The following is a 15,968-nucleotide window of genomic DNA, read 5'->3' as shown; positions in this document are numbered from 1 at the left end:
GTGCAGGTGTCAACTCCCGCCCAGCCGGACGCTCCGGTGGCCACGCGGCGCAGCTGGGCTCGCGCGATCGCGGACATCCGCGACGGCTTGCGTGACCGGGAGCTGTGGAGCCACCTGGCCTGGCAGGACATCAAGCAGCGCTACCGCCGTTCGGTGCTGGGCCCGCTGTGGATCACGCTCAGCATGGGCGTGACCGCCATCGGCCTCGGCTTGCTCTACTCGCAGCTGTTCGGCGCGGAGATCGGCACGTTCCTGCCGTATCTGACGGTCGGTTTCATCGTCTGGAACTTCATCATCGGCTGCATGACCGAGGGCGCCGAGACGTTCATCCACAACGAGGCGCTGATCAAGCACCTGCCCGCGCCGCTGTCGGTGTACGCGCTGCGCACGGTGTACCGGCTGACGATCATGTTCGCCCACAACCTGATCGTCTACGCGATCATCCTGGTCATCTTCTTCGACGACCTGGCGCAGCCGTACCAGATCATCGAGGCGCAGCCGGGGGACTTCGAGTGGTGGCACCCCGGATTGAGCTGGACCGCGGTGCTGGCCGTCCCGGCGTTCGCCATGCTGGTGATCAACGGCGCGTGGGTGACGCTGCTGTTCGGCATCGTCTCGACCCGGTTCCGGGACATTCCGCAGCTCATCGTGGCGCTGTCCAGCCTGATGTTCTTCATGACCCCGATCGTGTGGTCGGCGGACATCCTGTACCAGAAGTTCGGCAACGTGGCAGGCTGGCGGGCGCTGGTGACCGACCTCAATCCGCTGTACCACTTCGTCGAGCTGCTGCGTGCCCCGATGATCGGCAACCAGCAGTCGTGGACGCACTGGCTGGTGGTCGGCATCATCACCGTCGTCGGATGGGGCCTGACGCTGGTGGCCATGCGCAACTACCGTTCCCGCGTCTCGTACTGGGTGTGAGCGACACATGGTGAGCATCGAACTCGAGCGGGCGTACGTCGATTTCCCGATCTTCGACGCCAAGTCGCGGTCGCTGAAGAAGCGGGTGCTCGGCAAGGTCGGCGGGAACATCGGCACCGACACCAAGGTCCCGGTCATCGAGGCCCTGCAGGACATCACGCTGTCGCTGTCCGAAGGCGACCGGGTGGGCCTGGTCGGGCACAACGGCGCGGGCAAGTCGACCTTGCTGCGGCTGCTTGCCGGGATCTACGAGCCGACCAGGGGCAGCTCGCGCATCGTCGGCCGGGTGGCGCCGGTGTTCGACCTGGGCATCGGCATGGACCCGGAGATCTCCGGCTACGAGAACATCATCATCCGCGGGCTGTTCCTCGGCATGTCTCGGCGGCAGATGGAGAAGCGGATCGACGACATCGCCGAGTTCACCGAGCTCGGCGACTACCTGCAGATGCCGCTGCGCACCTACTCGACCGGCATGCGGGTGCGGCTGGCGCTGGGCGTGGTGACCTCGATCGACCCGGAGATCCTGCTGCTGGACGAGGGCATCGGCGCGGTGGATGCGGCGTTCATGAACAAGGCGCGGGACCGGCTGGTCGACCTGGTCCGCCGTTCCGGCCTGCTGGTGTTCGCCTCCCACCAGGACGACCTGCTGCTCGAGCTGTGCACGTCGGCGGTGTGGATGGAAGGCGGCCGGATCAAGCAGCAGGGCCCGCTGCGCGAGGTGATCACCGCCTACAAGGGCAGGGATCCGTTCGAGACCATGCCCGCGGAGACGGCGGAGCGGCTCGGCGTCCACTGACGCGCCAGACCGCACCGACGCTCGGCAAACAGCACTGGCGCCGGGCAGACGGCACCGGCGCCCGGTTAGGCAGCACCGGCGCCCGGTTAGGCAACACTGACGTCGGCAGGCAGCACCGGTGCGACCGCGGCCGGCGCCCGGGCGGGCGAAGTGACGCTACGCGGACCGCTCGCGGCGCTGCATCAGCGCCTCCAGCCCGGCGATGATCGTCTCCAAGCCGAACTCGAAGTCGTCGTCGGCCTCGATGGCTTCGGCCGCGAACACCCCGGCCTGCAGGGCGCGCCAGACCGCCGGATGATCCTCGGCATTGATCAGTTGGCGCAGGTAGGCGCCGTAGTGGGCGAGCACCATGGCCTGGTCCGTGTTGGCTTCCGCCGCCTCGATGTCCGCGTTCAGCTGAACGTTGCTGCGCACGTGCATGCTGACCAACAGGACCGCGCCGACTTTTTCGCCCTCGGTCAACGCCGTGTCGGCAAGTGCGGCCAACCCGGCGTCGAACCACGCCATGTGGTTCGGCGTGATCGGCGGTCCGCTGATCGGCATCCGGACCATCCACGGGTAACGCTGGAACACCTCGCGGTGCGCCTGGGCCCACATGATCAGTCGCTCTCGCCAGCCTGCGTCGTCCGGGAACCGGGGCGGCTTCTCCAACGGCAGGTCGAACATCAGCATCAGCAGCTCGTCCTTGGACGCCACGTGGCGATACAGCGCCATCGGTGACGAGCCGAGCTCCGCGGCCACGCGATTCATGGAGACCGCTTCCAGGCCTTCGGCGTTCGCCACCCGCACCGCGGCGGCCACGATGCGCTCGGCGTTCAATGCCGGCCGAGGTCCGCGCCCCGACGGCGCGCGTCGGCCCCAGGCGAGCTCGAGGCTCGAGGGAAGTTCCGGGCGCTCCGCCATGTGCCTCCGACCTGTCGCAGTTGCTCCTCATCCTAAAACTGCGTATGGTGTACGCAACAGCGTATGGCGTACGCAGTCAAGGAGCTTGCGGTGACCGAAGAACTGGCCGTGGCGGCCCACGGACTGGAGAAGTCGTACGGAAACGTGCACGTCCTGCGCGGTGTCGACCTGCACGTCGAACGGGGCAGCGTCTTCGCCTTGCTGGGGCCGAACGGCGCGGGCAAGACCACGACGGTGCGGATCCTGTCGACACTGCTGCCACCGGACGTCGGGACCGCGCGGGTGGCGGGGTACGACGTCGTGCGGGAGCGCACGAAAGTGCGCCGCAGGATCAGCCTCACCGGACAGTACGCCGCCGTCGACGAGGATCAGACCGGCACCGAGAACCTGGTCATGATGGCGCGACTGCGCGGCTTCCGGCGGGCAGCGGCGCGCGCCCGGGCCGCGGAGCTTCTGGAGCGCTTCGACCTGACCGAGGCCGCCGGCCGGCGCGTCGGCACCTACTCCGGCGGCATGCGGCGGCGCCTGGACCTGGCAGCCAGCCTGGTGACCGAGCCCGCGGTGCTGTTCCTGGACGAGCCGACCACCGGCTTGGATCCGCGCAGCAGGCTGGCCCTGTGGCAGGCGATCAAGGACCTGGTCGCTCGTGGCGTCACCGTCGTGCTGACCACGCAGTACCTGGAGGAAGCCGACGAGCTCGCCGACCGCATCGCGGTGCTCGACCACGGCACGATCGTCGCGGAAGGCACGGCCGCGGAACTCAAACAGAAGGTGGCCGACACCCGGCTGGACATCACGTTCGTCGACCGAGCGAGCTTTCGGGCGGCATCGGCCAAGCTCGGCGACGCGGTGGTGTCGGCCGAGCCGGAGGAGCTGCGGCTGGCGACCGTCACCGACGGCAGCGCCGCCCATGTCCGGTCGCTGCTGGACGACATCGATCCGAGCCGGACGACGATCGCGCACTTCCGCACCCGTACCGCCTCGCTCGACGACGTCTTCCTGGCCCTGACCGGCCGCCCGGCGCAGGAACGCCCGAAGGAACCCGCCCACGCCTGAGCTCCGCCGTCGCATCTCGCACGCATCAAGGCGCGCAACACCTCGAAGGAACTCCCATGCCAGAGCACATCGCACCTGCCCCGTCACGCGTCGGCGACCTGATCACCATGGCCGCCAGGAGCCTGCGGCTGACCAGCCGCAACGCGGAGGCGCTGCTGATCTCGCTGACGCTGCCGGTCATCCTGATGCTGCTGTTCGTCTACCTGTTCGGCGGCGCGATCGACACCGGCACGGCGTATGTCACCTACGTCGTTCCCGGCGTCCTGCTGCTCTGCGCGGGATTCGGCGCATCCCTCACCGCGCAAACGGTCAGCACCGACATGTCGTCCGGCGCCATCGATCGGTTCCGGTCCATGGACGTCTCCGGCGCGGCGGTGCTGACCGGGCACGTGACCGCCAGCCTCGCCCGCAACGTCGTGTCCACCGCCCTGGTGCTGGCGGTGGCGTTCGCCATCGGTTTCCGGCCCGTCGCCGGGCTTCGGGAGTGGTTGCTGGCCGCCGGTGTCGTGGTCATGTTCGTGTTGGCCATCTCCGCGGTATCGGCGGTGATCGGCCTGCTGGCCCGCACCCAGGAGGGTGCCAGCGGATTCACGTTCTTCATGACCTTCCTGCCGTACCCGAGTAGTGCTTTCGTCCCGGTCGACACCTTGCCGGGGTGGGTGCAGGGTTTCGCCGAGAATCAGCCCGTCACGCCGGTCATCGAAACGCTGCGCGCACTGCTGCTGGGCGGTCCCGCCGGCTCGAACGCCCTGCTGGCCGCGGCGTGGTGCGGCGGGATCTTCGTGGTGTCCGTGCTGCTGGCACGGGTGCTGTTCCACCGGCGCGTCCGGTGAGCGCGGTGACGGAGCTAGGCGCGCTGGGTGACGTTCTGCTCGGCGAGGGCCACCAGCTGCTCGACGTAGAGATCCAGCACCGCAAGGGTCGCTTCGGTGTCGCGATCGACGATCCACGCCAGCGTCACCCCGTCGACCGCGCTCTGCACCTTGCGAGCCAGCACGTCCAACGGCACTCTCCAACGCACCCCGGCAGCCTGGGCGACGGCAGTCAGGAACGCCCGCGCGTACTCCAGGTGCAACTCGTACTGCCGCCGCGCCACCCGGGCCAGCGCGGGATTTCGCAAGGCGTACTGGGTCAGCTCGTAGCTCAGCTGGTACTCGGTGGGAAACCGCTCCACGCGATCCCAGTACTCGCGGATGCCCGCGCGCACCATGTCCTCGAACCCTGCCCGCGGATCCACGCTGTCCAGCACCGCGCGCAGATGCCGCTCGTGCAGCGTCTCGATGACCTGCAGCAGCATGTCCTCTTTGGACTTGAAGCAGTAGTGGAACAGCCCGAGGTGGACACCTGCCTCGTTGACGATGGCGCGGGTGGTGGCCTTCGCGACGCCATCCCGGGCCATCACCGTGATCGCCGCGTCGACGAGATCACGACGACGCACGTCGACCGGGACCCTGGACATGCGCATTACGCTACGCAGCCCCGGTAGTGCGTCAAGCGTCCAACACGCCGCATCCGGCTGCTCCGCCCGGCCCAGATCGGGGCCATAGAGGGGCGTCGACGTCAATCGCGGTCAGGCCAGCTGCCGCTGGTACGCCAGCTCAGCGCGCTGGGTGGCCGGATCGACGGTGTAGACGCGGACGCCGACGGAACTGCTGGTGATGTCCAGCAGCATGAACCCGAGGGTGTCGAACCGCTGGAAGTAGGCGGGATTGTCGCCGCCACCATGCCCGGACGTCTTCCCCGCCGCGCCGCTGACCAGCTGGATCGTGCCCTTCGTGGCCGGGGTCGGCTTGAGCACCTGGAGGGTGTGGTCGTGGCCGGCGAGCATGAACTGGGCCCGGCCGAGCACGAGGTCCTCGAAGAACTTCTTCACGTAGGCGCCGTTGGCGTGCGGAAGCAGCGGCGGTACTCCGTCGTAGGCGCCGGCATTCCCGTGTGAGCCGTTGCTCAGATACGGGTAGTGGTTGCAGACGAACTTCCACTTCGCCCGCGAGGTGGCCAGCCGTTGCTTCAACCATTCGCGCTGTTTGCGCATGTAGGGGCCGTAGGGCGCCCAGTAGAGCAACTTCGGCAGGTAGGCGGTGAGCGGGTTGAGGTCGAGCACGAAGAATTCGGCCACCGGGTCGTGGTCGGGCACCGCGACCGAGTAGTAGCGGGACGGCATCCACCAGCGCGGGGAGCGCTCGTGATAGCCGACTTCGTTGTTGCCGCGCAGCAGCCAGCTGCCGTCACCGGGGATGAGCAGGCTGTTGTCGTGGTTGCCCAAGGCCATCAGCCACGGCACGTCCAGCCCGGTGTTGGGCACCTCGAATTTGTCCGCGAACTCGTCGTCGTCCGGGGTCTCCGGCCCGTTCTCGTAGATGTTGTCGCCGAGCCCGAGCGCCAGCGACAGCCGCTCGCCGGCCAGTACCTGCCGTGCGGCCGCGGTGACCGCGTACTGCGACGCATTGCCGGTGCCTGCGTCGCCGGTGACCAGCACGGTGAGTTCCGGCGTCGTGGGGAACGGGAACTTGGTGACCGTGGTCGCCCGAGCCACACCGGGCACCAACAGGGCGCCTGCGGCGGCGGCTCCTACGAGGGCACTGCGCCTGCTGAACTCCGTCATGACCGACCTCCGGACTGGGCGAAGCTGGCGGGAATCTTGCCGTGCCGAGCGGCGCTGGTCCAGCGGATCGCCGTTGACTTGGTCAGTTGTCCGAGTGAAGATGGACCTCCGGTCACCTGGGAGGTCCCATGTCGGTCACGGCGTCCACGGAGTCCACGCAGTCCATGTCGAGCGCGCCCGCGGGCGAGGTACTGGAATCGCTCAACCCCGCGACCGGTGAGGTCGTCGGGACGTATCCGGTGCACGACGAGGAGGCGGTGGCGGAGGCTGTCGCGCGGGCCAGGAAGGCCGCGCGCTGGTGGTCGGGGCTCGGGTTCGACGAGCGCAAGAACCGGCTGCTGGCCTGGAAACGCACCATCGTCCGGCGCATCGACGAGCTCGCCCGGCTGATGCATGCGGAGACGGGCAAGCCGACCGACGACGCGCGGTTGGAGACCATCGGCGCCATCGAGCACATCGACTGGGCGGCCAAGCACGCGCGCAAGGTGCTGGGCCCACGCAAGGTGCGCACCGGGCCGCTGGCCATGAACCTCGCCGCGAGCGTGCAGTACCAGCCGCTGGGCGTCATCGGCGTGATCGGGCCGTGGAACTACCCGATCCTGACGCCGGTCGGCTCGATCGCGTATGCGCTGGCCGCGGGCAACGCGGTGGTGTTCAAGCCGAGCGAGCACTCGCCGGGGGTGGGGGCCTGGATCGCCGAGACGTTCGCCGAGGCCGTACCGGAGGAGCCGGTGTTGCAGGTCGTCACCGGGTTCGGGCCGACAGGGGCGGCGCTGTGCCGGAGCGGGGTCGACAAGGTGGCGTTCACCGGGTCGACGGCCACCGGCAAGAAGGTGATGGCCACCTGCGCGGAAACGCTCACGCCGGTGATCGTGGAGGCAGGCGGCAAGGACGCGGTCATCGTGGCCGACGACGCGGACATCGAAGCCGCGGCGGAGGCTGTGGCGTTCGGCGCCATGGGCAACGCCGGTCAGACGTGCGTGGGGATCGAGCGCGCCTACGTCACCGAGAAGGTCTTCGACGCCTTCGTGGACCGGGTCGCCACGATCGCCGCGGGCATCCGGGTCGGCGCGCAGGAGGATGCGCAGCTCGGGCCGATCACCATGCCGAGCCAGGTGGAGATCATCCGCAAGCACATCACGGATGCCGTGGAGCGTGGCGGGAAGGCGGTGGTCGGCGGGCCCGAGTCGGTCCGGCCGCCGTTCGTGCATCCGGTGGTGCTGACCGACGTGCCGGAGGACTCCGCGGCGATGACCGAGGAGACGTTCGGGCCGACCATCACCATCAACCGGGTGCGCGACCTCGAGGAGGCGGTGGCCAAGGCGAACGCCACCCGCTACGGCCTGGGTTCGGCGGTGTATACGCGCTCGACGTCGAAGGCAATGGAGATCGCCCGCCGGCTGCGCAGCGGAATGACGTCGATCAACTCGGTGCAGACGTACGCCATGGTCGGCGCGTTGCCGTTCGGTGGGCTCGGGGACTCCGGTTTCGGGCGCATTCACGGACCGGACGGCCTGCGCGAGTTCGCGGCGGCCAAGTCCATCGCGCGGCAGAAGTACCGCATGCCGTTGCCGTTGCTGTCGTTCGCGCGGAAGCCGCGGCACATGAAACTGGTGATGTGGGTCGTGCGGCTGCTGCACGGCCGGGGGCGGTGAGTCCCCACCGCCGAGTCGACATCACGCCCCGCGTTCGCGCACATGCAGTAGTTCCGCCGTGCACTGAGCTTGGTGCGTGGGTGCTCGCCAACCGCAGGACGATGTCCCTACCGTGGCAGTGACTGCGTCAGCCGCCTTGAGTGCTCGCGGTCGTCATATGGTGCTCGCATTGACGACGACTCACTGCTTCCACGAACAGCTCAACACGACGCGGTGGGTGGTAGACGTCGACATAGACCGAATCACCGCGCGAAGCAATCAACATGTGCTCGCCGTACAGATGGGCCAAGTCTTCGGCGTCTTTGATCTCGACCCATTCGTGATCGGCGACAGCGGACACCGCACGGCGTGCCCCGAGATTGAGCATTCGTTGCTCGATCCATTCCGCGACCGCAAACGGGTTGTCCAGAACCGTGTCAGGCTCTCGCTGCAACCGCCGCCACCGCGACACAGGATCGTCGACCGAGTCGAGAACCATGTAAGCGTGCCAGTGCTTGCCGCGCCAGGTACTCGACGCCCCGAAGAAGCTACTCGGCATCGGCATCACCGGAAGCACGGTCGGCGCGGGCCATCACCGTCTCGCCGATGCGGCGGATGCGTTCGCCGAGCGCCTTCTGCACACCTGTAGGCAGATCGAGCAGGTCTTCCAGATCGCCGAGGAGGATCAGCAGGGCGCGAATGATCCCCGGCCGCACCTGCGCGATCCGTTCGAAAAGTCGACGATCCGCGGCGACAGCCTGCAAGAACTCGCGCGAGTACGTGCTGGGCTGTCCCGCGTCCCTGCTCGCGCTGCTGACCAGCACCGAAGCCTCCTCATCATCGGACGTCTGTCGACACGCCCCGAGAAGGTAGGGAACGGACGGCTACCCGACTAGGAATATTCGCCAATATTCCCTGGCAGACTTGGAAATTCTCTCGTTGTCTACTGGCCGTCAGGTTCTTCAGTCGCAGCCAGCTCGTCAGCGACGCGCACGATGATTTCTCGCGCCAGGTGGCCATGGCGCGCGAGGGACGCGAAATGATCAAAGACCTTACGGTAGAGGTCTATTTCTTCTGGTTGCACGAGCGTCAGTTCAGCGGAATACGTCTCCACGACGACGCGTTCGTCGTCACGGAGCCAAAAGCCGTGCCAAGGACCTATCGCATACCTGGCGTCGAAGCCGATGATTCCGAATCGCACATTGGGTAGCGTCGACAGCGATACGAGCCGGTCCAACTGAGCAAGCATCACGTGACGCGGAACCAAGCGAATCCGCAGCGCAGCCTCGGTGATGATGAAGTGGAACCGCTTGTCTTCGCGGTAGAGCAGTTCTTGCCGCTTCATCCGCGCCTGTACTGCTTGGTTGACGTCGTTGGCCGCACCATGCAGTACGACCCCCTGCGCCAGCTGGGACTTGGCGTAATCCGGAGTCTGCAGCAGTCCCGGGACCACGGTAGATTCAAAGACTCGAAAAAGGCGCGTCTTGGCGTCGAGTTCGAGGATCTCACGCTGATGCCGACGTAGGCCGGGCCGCAGGACGCGCTGCCAGTCCGCATGACGCTCCTCGAGGACCTGCAGCTCCAGCAGTAGCTCTTCGGTTCGCGCTTCGGCGCCGGTCCCGCGAGTCCACGCTCGGATGTCGTCCGCACTGGGGGTTTGCCGGCCGGTCTCCAACTTGGAGACCTTGGACTGCGTCCACGACAACACTTCCGCGAGCTGCGTGCCGGTGAGGCCGGCGGCACGGCGCAGCTCGCGGAGCCGCTTGCCCAAGGCGGCACGCGCCGCATGGATGTCAGGTGTGACCGGACCGTTCGTCGGCGGCAAACTCATCCCGTCTCACGGCGTGATGCCATGCGACATCGCGCCAGTAGTTGTGTTGCACGACTTCGGCTGGATCTTCGATGATTGTACCGCCTAAGAACTGATCGCAATCGTCGTAGTCCATGCGCACCAGAAGCCGCGAATCGAACAGCCAATAGTCATGGTTCGGCAATCCGGCCGCACGCGCCCGTTCCCTCTGCAGGTAGCGAATGTCCTCCCCTGCCGCATTGTTGTGCTGCGCTACTTCCAAGCTCCACCTGGCGTAGTCGCTCATGGGTTCGTCGACGACCCGCACACGTTGGAACTGCTTGCCTTCACTGGTCGCCGCTCGCACTGTCTCGAGCCAGTCGTCCATCCAAGACAGGTCGTACGGCTCACCGGCAAGGAACTTTCGAAATGCCTCTTCTTCGATCGACACCGCATACGCGGAGCGCACCTCCAGACGAAATGCGGTGTGCTCGAACTGCCGGAAGAGCTCCCTGAGCTCCGAACCGGGATGAATGCGACGGCTCAGCTCTCCTCCCCGTGGTCGCGCCGCGTGTAGAACTTCAGCACTTCTTCCGGCACCTCGACGAGGGTCTCACCCTCGGGTACGGGCCCGACGTCACGCAAGACTTCCGGATCCCTCACCACCCAGCCTTGGACGATGTACGTCCTGCGATCAGTCCGATCGGTGGCGAACAACGTGGGAGAAGTCCCGACAGTGGACTCCGGATCTTTCCCCAAGAACCGTACTCTCATGCATCTCCTCGAATATTCGCGACTATTCTTGCCAGCTTCGCGCGCGGGGTGTCGAGCGTCAACTCCCCGGATGGGCGATGGCCGAACGTCACAGGCCGAGTGCACGAGTCGGGATGCCGGCACACCCGTTGACGCGATGTGAGTTCCGGACATGCCCTCACGCTGGTACGACGCAGCCGACACCGGCGTCGACGGCGACGACGGCCCAGCAGCCGACGGACTGCCGCCTCCTTGCAACCGCGGCGACCTTGGCGGAACGCTCGCCGGATCAGCGCCCTTGCTGGGCGCGCTCCCACATCTGCAGGTAGGCCTCCGCGCCGTTGACCATGTCGGCGACGAATTCCTCGGCGTCGGCGCCGGCCTCCAGCCGCACGGCCTCCAACCAATCCGGCGTCAGCCCTTCGTGCGCCAGGCCGTCGGTGTTGAAGTCCCAGGCCCGCTTGCCCCAGATCTGCTTGTGCAGCTTCGCTTTGCCGTCATAGGAAGTGAACGGGTACTCGATGCGCGGGCTTTCGCCGGCCTTGGGCAGGCTCAGGTGCAAACCGTTCTGGTCCAGCCCGAAGCCGAAGCCGAACTGGTAGCGCGGGTCGGCGACGGCCTTGACCTTGCGCCAGATGTCCGCCGTGTGGCCGTGCGGCTCGACGATCGGCGTGATCATGCCGCCGAGCTTGGCGACTCGCTCGTAGTAGCCCTGGTCCATCCAGTCGTGGCCGGAGATGACGCCGCTGTAGTTGTGCTCCTCCAGCACTTTCAGCGTCTCGTCGGCGGCTTTCACGCTCTGGTGGTCCAGCTCGACGATCATGCCGCGCTTCATCATGCCTTCCAGGGCGTACTTGCCCAGTTCGGTCAGGCCGAGCTTGTTGCAGTGCGGTGCCTTCGGATAGATCGGCAACGTCACCGGGTCCACCACGCCCTGCAGCTTGCTCCACAGCAGCGCGAGCACGCCGGCGTCGGCGGGCGGGATGGTGTTGTCGTGGTGCGGCCCCGTGCAGGTCTCGGCCTGCCAGAACTGGCCGGTGGTGATGAAGTTGCCGAGGTTGACCACGACGCCGTTGGTGCCGGAGTCGAAGCGGACACCGCACAGCGCATTGTCGTACTTGTGGCACAGGAACATGCTGCGCACGCCGAGGTCGTAGACCTCGTCCAAGCCGCGGTCGATGTCTTCCTTGGTGCACTGCGGCTTGCCGAGCTTGCGCGAGCAGCCGAAGGGCTCGGAGGTTTCGATGCCCAGAATGACGGCCATCTTGCCTTCTGCGATGACCTCGCGGGCCTCCTGCGGGCTCCCCACGATGCGGTACCAGCCCTTGCCCGGACCGCCCGACTTGGCGTCGACGTAGGCCTCGAAGGCGCGCGCCTCTTGCGCCTGCGCGCGGATGGCGTCCATCTCGTCGCACGATGCGCGGCGCGGCGTGTAAATCATGCAAAGCCCGCGGTTGGTCACCAGGTGGTCGACGTAGAGCCGCACGCCCGCGCGCCAGGCGCGTTCGATGCCCTTGTAGTAGGTGGCGTTGTGGGTCGCCGAGTCGGGACGCGGCCAGTCGGTGAACGTCGGCCATCCGGTGGTGCTGTGCGGGGTGAGCAGCGACTGCCCGCTGGCCAGCTGCTCGAACCACGCCGGTATGCCGAACGGCTCGTGCTCCGGGCAGTCGACCATGGCCTTGGTGATGCCCTCGACGTCGAAGGTCTTGCCGCAGAACGGACCCTGGCCGAAGCCCTTGTACGACCAGTGGTGGTTGTGTGACTGGAACAGCCCGTGGACGGGTTTGCCCAGTTCGTTGTCGTCGAACGCGAAGCCTTCGACGTTGACCTCCGCCTCTGGCTGGTCGCTGGCCGTCGCCGCACGCTGTGTTTCCTGGCTCAGGCTCCACCCGCCGAGCAGGACGGCGGTGAAGGTGAGAGCGGCGGCGACCCGAAGACCGGAGATCAGGCGAACGGACACGGCGCACCTCGCAACAGGCCGGCAGCAGGGAAACGTGAGATTAGTTCATGATTTTTTGCGCGGCCAGAGCCGAGGGAGAAGTTTCCACCTTTCGCCGTATCGTCGAGCCCGTTGGGTCAGGCCGGAGGAGAGCATGCGGGATCGCCGATGGACGTCACCGGATGCCAGTCCGGCCCACGGCCCGTTCCCGCCGACGCAGCAGGTCGTAGCCGGCAACGCCGTGGGACTACCTGGCGCCGGGGACTACCTGGATCGGCAGCCCCGGCGACGTCTTCGGCCGTCTCAGCCAAGCTGACGCTTGGCGGCGTCGAAGATCTGGTTGAACGTGCTGGCGAACATGCCCTTCGTCAGCCGGGCGACGAAGCTGCCACCGGAAGTCGGCGGCAGGTCGAAGCTGCACTCCCATCGGGCGCGCGAACCGCCACCGTCGACCGGCGTCACGGTGATCAAGCCGCCGAGGTGCCGCATGGGCGGGAACGACTGAACGATCTGGTAGCCGTAGCGGTAGGGGCGGTCGCACTCGACGATGTCCTCACGGAACCATGCCCCGACCGCCAGGACTTCCCGCCGAGCGCCCTTCCCCCACACGTATCCCTCGCCGTCGCGAGTGCGCCGCACCCGCAGCACCAGCCGCGCGGTCATGAGGTTGTTGCCGTCGGTGATCCAGTCAAAAACGGCTTCCGGGTCGGCCGCGAAGGTCCGCTCCACCGCCAACGCCACCATCGGTTCTGCTGCGTTCATCACGCACCCCCTCGTTCTGCGAACCCTGGCCGGGGCAGGGTACGTGACCAGGGTGAAGATCGCACCTTGACAGCCGGTAGGCTCTCTACCAGCGCGGCTGGTGCCGGTACGCTGACTGATGAGGGTCGTTAGCTCAATTGGTAGAGCTGCGGACTTTTAATCCGTAGGTTCCGGGTTCGAGCCCCGGGCGACCCACCAAAACCCCCAGGTCAGGGGGTTGCACGAGACCGTCCGCAAGATCATCCCCACATGAAACCCGCAGAAAACTCACGCGGACTCGTTATCCAGCAGGCTCTCCAGGGCCACCGCAGTGGCCGGACTAACGACCTTGCGAGCCAGGTAGACGTCTTGCGTCATCGACGGCTTGGAGTGGCTCAACAGGTCCGCGATCAGCCGCGCGCTCAACCCCGCCTCGTCGAGTACAGTCGCCGCCGTCTTTCGAAAGACATGCGACGTGACCCAAGTGAAGTCTTCGGACCCGCGAGCCTCGCGAAGCATTTTCATCGTGTTCGACGGATCATGCAACCCGCCCTCCGCTGAGGGAAGTACGGGCGCTTCGCCGGAAAGCCCATTGGCTTCGGCTTCCTTCCGCCGATCTCGAAGCATCGCAACCGTCCATGTCGGGAGCGGCAATGTACGCTCTCCGGCCGCTGACGTAGGCTTCCGGATCAGCCCCTGCCCCTTGACACGAACCACGGTGTACCTGATGTCGACCGCAGCCCGGTCAAGGAGCGGCGCTGACGCGCCGCCACCGCTCAGGCGGCGCACTTACTCTGTCAATCTACCTGGCATGTGCGCGTTACCCGGGAAGTCCCCTTCTCGCCTGGTGATCGTCTAACGCCGAGTCGCTGCCATCAAGGGCGCCTACGGCGACGCGAGGCGATGGGTTACGCCTGCCCTTGACGGCAGCGCCACGACGCTAGAAGTGGCAGGGGCGATGGGAACGGGTCAAGTAGTCAGCGCCTCACGGGGCGGGTGAACCCATGGCGCGCGAACCCAACCTTTCGATTGTGTCCAGTACACCACGCCTTGGGAGGTCATAGATCCAGCGATCCAAAGGACGTCGATTCCTGTCGGAAGCTCGGGAGGTAGCTGGTTGTCAAGCGATTTACCGTGCTCCAGGAGAGACTGGACTGAGAAATCGCTTCCCATCGTCGACCAGATAAACGCGTGACGATCCACGACGCCTTCGGCGCGACGCAGCTTCTCCACTACATCCTTGTTCTGTTCAAGCACAGAGATAGCCCAATCGCCCAACGCGGCTTGTTGTATAACTCCGGACCATCCGATCGGACGCAGCTGGATAGTTCCCGAGGAAATGTGATCAACCGATCGAACATCAACAACGCGTAGAGACTCAGCCAGTGCCGAAGTCCGGCCTGGCGCCTCGTCAAGACACACACAACCCAGTCTTTCCATCTGGACGATCTGCGCTGGCATCCGCTGCCGGACGGCTCGCACGTCGGCATCGTGTTCTATGTACACGATCCATCCACGATTCAGTCGTGCATCAGTAAGTGAGTCTCCGTGTTTCTGCAATGCCTTGACTAAGGCCAAATATGATTCATCGTGATCGCCAACGATTTCCAGCGCTCCGCAACTGCCGTCCTTGTATCTGATCAGAGCGTCGAACATACTATCCTGAGAATTGTCGTCGTGATGAAGGACTTCAGCATTCAACGTCTGGGAAACGATCTCTCGCGCGCGCCGCTCGTTTAGCCGATCCACGTTTGCCATGCTACGTACATCGCGCACAGGAATCGCTTGTTACAGGAATCACCTAACTGGTTTCCATCTCGATACAGCACCGCGCGGCGAGGGCCTCTTCAAGCCTCGAAAGCGCCGCCAATGGCGATTCTCTGAACCACGTGGTGTCAGACCGACACGCTAACGTCAGCTCCATGAGCCACCAACCGTACAAATGGACCGAGACGGGCATCCCGTGCTACCGCTCGCGGGAAGCTCCGCCGTTTCTGCTAACTCGCGAGGAACTCTGGACGCTAGGTCTCGTACCAACGAAGGGCCCGGCAGCCATAGTTGACACTCGCTACGACCCGAAACCGCTGTACTTAGTCACTGAAGCAACGCTTGCCCTGCCCGAGTCGTGGCCACCGCGGCGCTAGCGCACCTCGTTGCACACTCAGGAGCTAAGGCTAGTCCCACAGGATTCCCACAGAATATGACGGCAGAGGACGGCAGATAGCAGGAACGGACGCGAAGCACACAACGGAGTCAGGCCAGGTCAGGGCAGGTTTCGACAGTGAACGGCAAACGTTCGCAAGTGCGGCCAGAGAATCCGCAGGTTCCGGGGTCGAGACCCGGGCAACCCAACAAAACTCCAGTTCAGAGGGACAGCGAGCCATAGCGGCGGCCGCCGAACTTCACCTTTGCCGAACACGAACCCCGGCCCACTGGCAGCCGCGTGCGGTACGGAACTCCGTCGCCAGCCCGGCCAAGTATGCGAAGCCGGATGCGGTACTAGCCCCACTCGTTGAGCACTCAGCACCGGGCAACCGGATGCACGAGAGTCGCGCGGCCACATCCGAGGCACACGGCCACTACGTGCGTCCGCTATGGCAACCGCATCACGGTCCACTCGTCGTCGTCGCGATCCGCGTGTGTGGTGCTGCCTGCTGCCGAGCGGCGCGCTCACAGGTCCTTGGCTAGGCTGCCAGCTGCTGCGATCGCACACCGTGGATGGGGGCACGATGCAACCGCAAGCCGGCTGGTACCAGGACCCGACGGGCCGCAATCAGCTCCGCTACTGGGACGGCAGTCAATGGACCACCCACGTCTCCAACAACGGCGTA

Annotated in this window: 17 protein-coding genes, 1 tRNA gene and 1 pseudogene; 7 read left to right on the top strand and 12 right to left on the bottom strand. The window is 66.0% G+C overall.

What is annotated here, in order from left to right; all coding sequences use genetic code 11:
* The gene (gene wzm / locus YWY_RS0115435; protein ID WP_245566696.1) at nt 1-921 is read left to right on the top strand and encodes a galactan export ABC transporter permease subunit Wzm/RfbD; all 921 of its coding nucleotides are present in this window, start codon (nt 1-3) and stop codon (nt 919-921) included.
* A 7-nt stretch (nt 922-928) separates the two neighbouring features.
* Entirely contained in the window at nt 929-1,717 is a 789-nt protein-coding gene (gene wzt, locus YWY_RS0115430; RefSeq protein WP_028848353.1) for a galactan export ABC transporter ATP-binding subunit Wzt/RfbE, read from the top strand.
* 156 nt (nt 1,718-1,873) lie between these two features.
* On the opposite strand, the gene YWY_RS0115425 is transcribed toward wzt, so the two are convergent.
* Complete coding sequence (locus tag YWY_RS0115425; protein WP_028848352.1) at nt 1,874-2,620, bottom strand: TetR/AcrR family transcriptional regulator; 747 nt, start codon at nt 2,618-2,620, stop codon at nt 1,874-1,876.
* A 63-nt stretch (nt 2,621-2,683) separates the two neighbouring features.
* Between YWY_RS0115425 and YWY_RS0115420 the strand changes: the two genes are divergently transcribed.
* Both YWY_RS0115420 and YWY_RS0115415 read left to right on the top strand, forming a co-directional pair.
* Complete coding sequence (locus tag YWY_RS0115420; RefSeq protein WP_051310325.1) at nt 2,684-3,676, top strand: ATP-binding cassette domain-containing protein; 993 nt, start codon at nt 2,684-2,686, stop codon at nt 3,674-3,676.
* Between the two features lie 56 nt (nt 3,677-3,732).
* Entirely contained in the window at nt 3,733-4,509 is a 777-nt protein-coding gene (locus YWY_RS0115415) for an ABC transporter permease (RefSeq protein WP_051310324.1), read from the top strand.
* Nucleotides 4,510-4,523: 14 nt separating this feature from the next.
* Here the strand turns inward: YWY_RS0115415 and YWY_RS0115410 are convergent, their stop codons facing one another.
* Nucleotides 4,524-5,135 (bottom strand): TetR/AcrR family transcriptional regulator, encoded by a 612-nt coding sequence (locus YWY_RS0115410; protein ID WP_028848349.1) that lies wholly within the window; start codon nt 5,133-5,135, stop codon nt 4,524-4,526.
* A gap of 111 nt (nt 5,136-5,246) precedes the next feature.
* Nucleotides 5,247-6,281, bottom strand: a complete 1,035-nt coding sequence (locus YWY_RS0115405) for a metallophosphoesterase (RefSeq protein WP_028848348.1) — start codon at nt 6,279-6,281, stop codon at nt 5,247-5,249.
* 128 nt (nt 6,282-6,409) lie between these two features.
* Between YWY_RS0115405 and YWY_RS0115400 the strand changes: the two genes are divergently transcribed.
* Nucleotides 6,410-7,936, top strand: a complete 1,527-nt coding sequence (locus YWY_RS0115400) for an aldehyde dehydrogenase family protein (protein WP_051310322.1) — start codon at nt 6,410-6,412, stop codon at nt 7,934-7,936.
* A 127-nt stretch (nt 7,937-8,063) separates the two neighbouring features.
* Here YWY_RS0115400 and YWY_RS0115395 read toward each other — a convergent pair whose 3' ends face one another.
* The 7 genes from YWY_RS0115395 to YWY_RS0115365 form a co-directional block, all read right to left on the bottom strand.
* Complete coding sequence (locus tag YWY_RS0115395) at nt 8,064-8,483, bottom strand: hypothetical protein (RefSeq protein ID WP_169725260.1); 420 nt, start codon at nt 8,481-8,483, stop codon at nt 8,064-8,066.
* A complete protein-coding gene (locus YWY_RS0115390) occupies nt 8,464-8,739 on the bottom strand; it encodes a hypothetical protein (RefSeq protein ID WP_028848345.1) in 276 nt (91 codons plus the stop codon). Before YWY_RS0115390 ends, YWY_RS0115395 begins: the two co-directional genes overlap by 20 nt.
* 119 nt (nt 8,740-8,858) lie before the next feature.
* The gene (locus tag YWY_RS0115385; RefSeq protein WP_038045435.1) at nt 8,859-9,746 is read right to left on the bottom strand and encodes a helix-turn-helix domain-containing protein; all 888 of its coding nucleotides are present in this window, start codon (nt 9,744-9,746) and stop codon (nt 8,859-8,861) included.
* Nucleotides 9,709-10,173, bottom strand: a complete 465-nt coding sequence (locus YWY_RS0115380) for a DUF6879 family protein (protein ID WP_245566695.1) — start codon at nt 10,171-10,173, stop codon at nt 9,709-9,711. The genes YWY_RS0115385 and YWY_RS0115380 overlap by 38 nt, the downstream gene beginning before the upstream one ends.
* 74 nt (nt 10,174-10,247) lie before the next feature.
* Nucleotides 10,248-10,478: a hypothetical protein gene (locus tag YWY_RS0115375; protein WP_028848342.1), complete on the bottom strand. Its 231-nt coding sequence runs from the start codon at nt 10,476-10,478 to the stop codon at nt 10,248-10,250.
* 268 nt (nt 10,479-10,746) lie between these two features.
* Nucleotides 10,747-12,417, bottom strand: coding sequence for an amidohydrolase family protein (locus YWY_RS22285; protein ID WP_211227609.1), 1,671 nt, complete (start codon nt 12,415-12,417; stop codon nt 10,747-10,749).
* 282 nt (nt 12,418-12,699) lie between these two features.
* Nucleotides 12,700-13,158 (bottom strand): SRPBCC family protein, encoded by a 459-nt coding sequence (locus YWY_RS0115365; RefSeq protein ID WP_084609309.1) that lies wholly within the window; start codon nt 13,156-13,158, stop codon nt 12,700-12,702.
* A gap of 122 nt (nt 13,159-13,280) precedes the next feature.
* Here YWY_RS0115365 and YWY_RS0115360 point away from each other — a divergent pair.
* Nucleotides 13,281-13,356 (top strand) — tRNA-Lys (locus tag YWY_RS0115360).
* A 69-nt stretch (nt 13,357-13,425) separates the two neighbouring features.
* Here YWY_RS0115360 and YWY_RS23815 read toward each other — a convergent pair.
* Both YWY_RS23815 and YWY_RS24185 read right to left on the bottom strand, forming a co-directional pair.
* Nucleotides 13,426-13,854: a tyrosine-type recombinase/integrase gene (locus YWY_RS23815; protein WP_245566694.1), complete on the bottom strand. Its 429-nt coding sequence runs from the start codon at nt 13,852-13,854 to the stop codon at nt 13,426-13,428.
* A gap of 252 nt (nt 13,855-14,106) precedes the next feature.
* Nucleotides 14,107-14,886, bottom strand: a complete 780-nt coding sequence (locus tag YWY_RS24185; RefSeq protein ID WP_156899289.1) for a hypothetical protein — start codon at nt 14,884-14,886, stop codon at nt 14,107-14,109.
* Nucleotides 14,887-15,731: 845 nt separating this feature from the next.
* Between YWY_RS24185 and YWY_RS25050 the strand changes: the two are divergent.
* Nucleotides 15,732-15,953 (top strand): annotated as a pseudogene (locus YWY_RS25050) (DUF2510 domain-containing protein); the annotation flags it as partial.
* Between the last annotated feature and the right edge of the window lie 15 nt (nt 15,954-15,968).

Source organism: Thermocrispum agreste DSM 44070 (assembly GCF_000427905.1).
Lineage (GTDB): Bacteria > Actinomycetota > Actinomycetes > Mycobacteriales > Pseudonocardiaceae > Thermocrispum > Thermocrispum agreste.
This window is presented reverse-complemented; position numbering and strand designations above follow the sequence as displayed.

Coding starts and splice junctions, on each gene's coding strand:
- YWY_RS0115415 (WP_051310324.1), top strand. CDS start 3,733: ATGCCAGAGCACATCGCACCTGCCCCGTCACGCGTCGGCGACCTGATC.
- YWY_RS0115425 (WP_028848352.1), bottom strand. CDS start 2,620: ATGGCGGAGCGCCCGGAACTTCCCTCGAGCCTCGAGCTCGCCTGGGGC.
- YWY_RS0115365 (WP_084609309.1), bottom strand. CDS start 13,158: ATGAACGCAGCAGAACCGATGGTGGCGTTGGCGGTGGAGCGGACCTTC.
- YWY_RS0115400 (WP_051310322.1), top strand. CDS start 6,410: ATGTCGGTCACGGCGTCCACGGAGTCCACGCAGTCCATGTCGAGCGCG.
- YWY_RS0115375 (WP_028848342.1), bottom strand. CDS start 10,478: ATGAGAGTACGGTTCTTGGGGAAAGATCCGGAGTCCACTGTCGGGACT.
- YWY_RS0115405 (WP_028848348.1), bottom strand. CDS start 6,281: ATGACGGAGTTCAGCAGGCGCAGTGCCCTCGTAGGAGCCGCCGCCGCA.
- YWY_RS0115410 (WP_028848349.1), bottom strand. CDS start 5,135: ATGTCCAGGGTCCCGGTCGACGTGCGTCGTCGTGATCTCGTCGACGCG.
- YWY_RS0115385 (WP_038045435.1), bottom strand. CDS start 9,746: ATGAGTTTGCCGCCGACGAACGGTCCGGTCACACCTGACATCCATGCG.
- YWY_RS0115420 (WP_051310325.1), top strand. CDS start 2,684: ATGGCGTACGCAGTCAAGGAGCTTGCGGTGACCGAAGAACTGGCCGTG.
- wzt (WP_028848353.1), top strand. CDS start 929: ATGGTGAGCATCGAACTCGAGCGGGCGTACGTCGATTTCCCGATCTTC.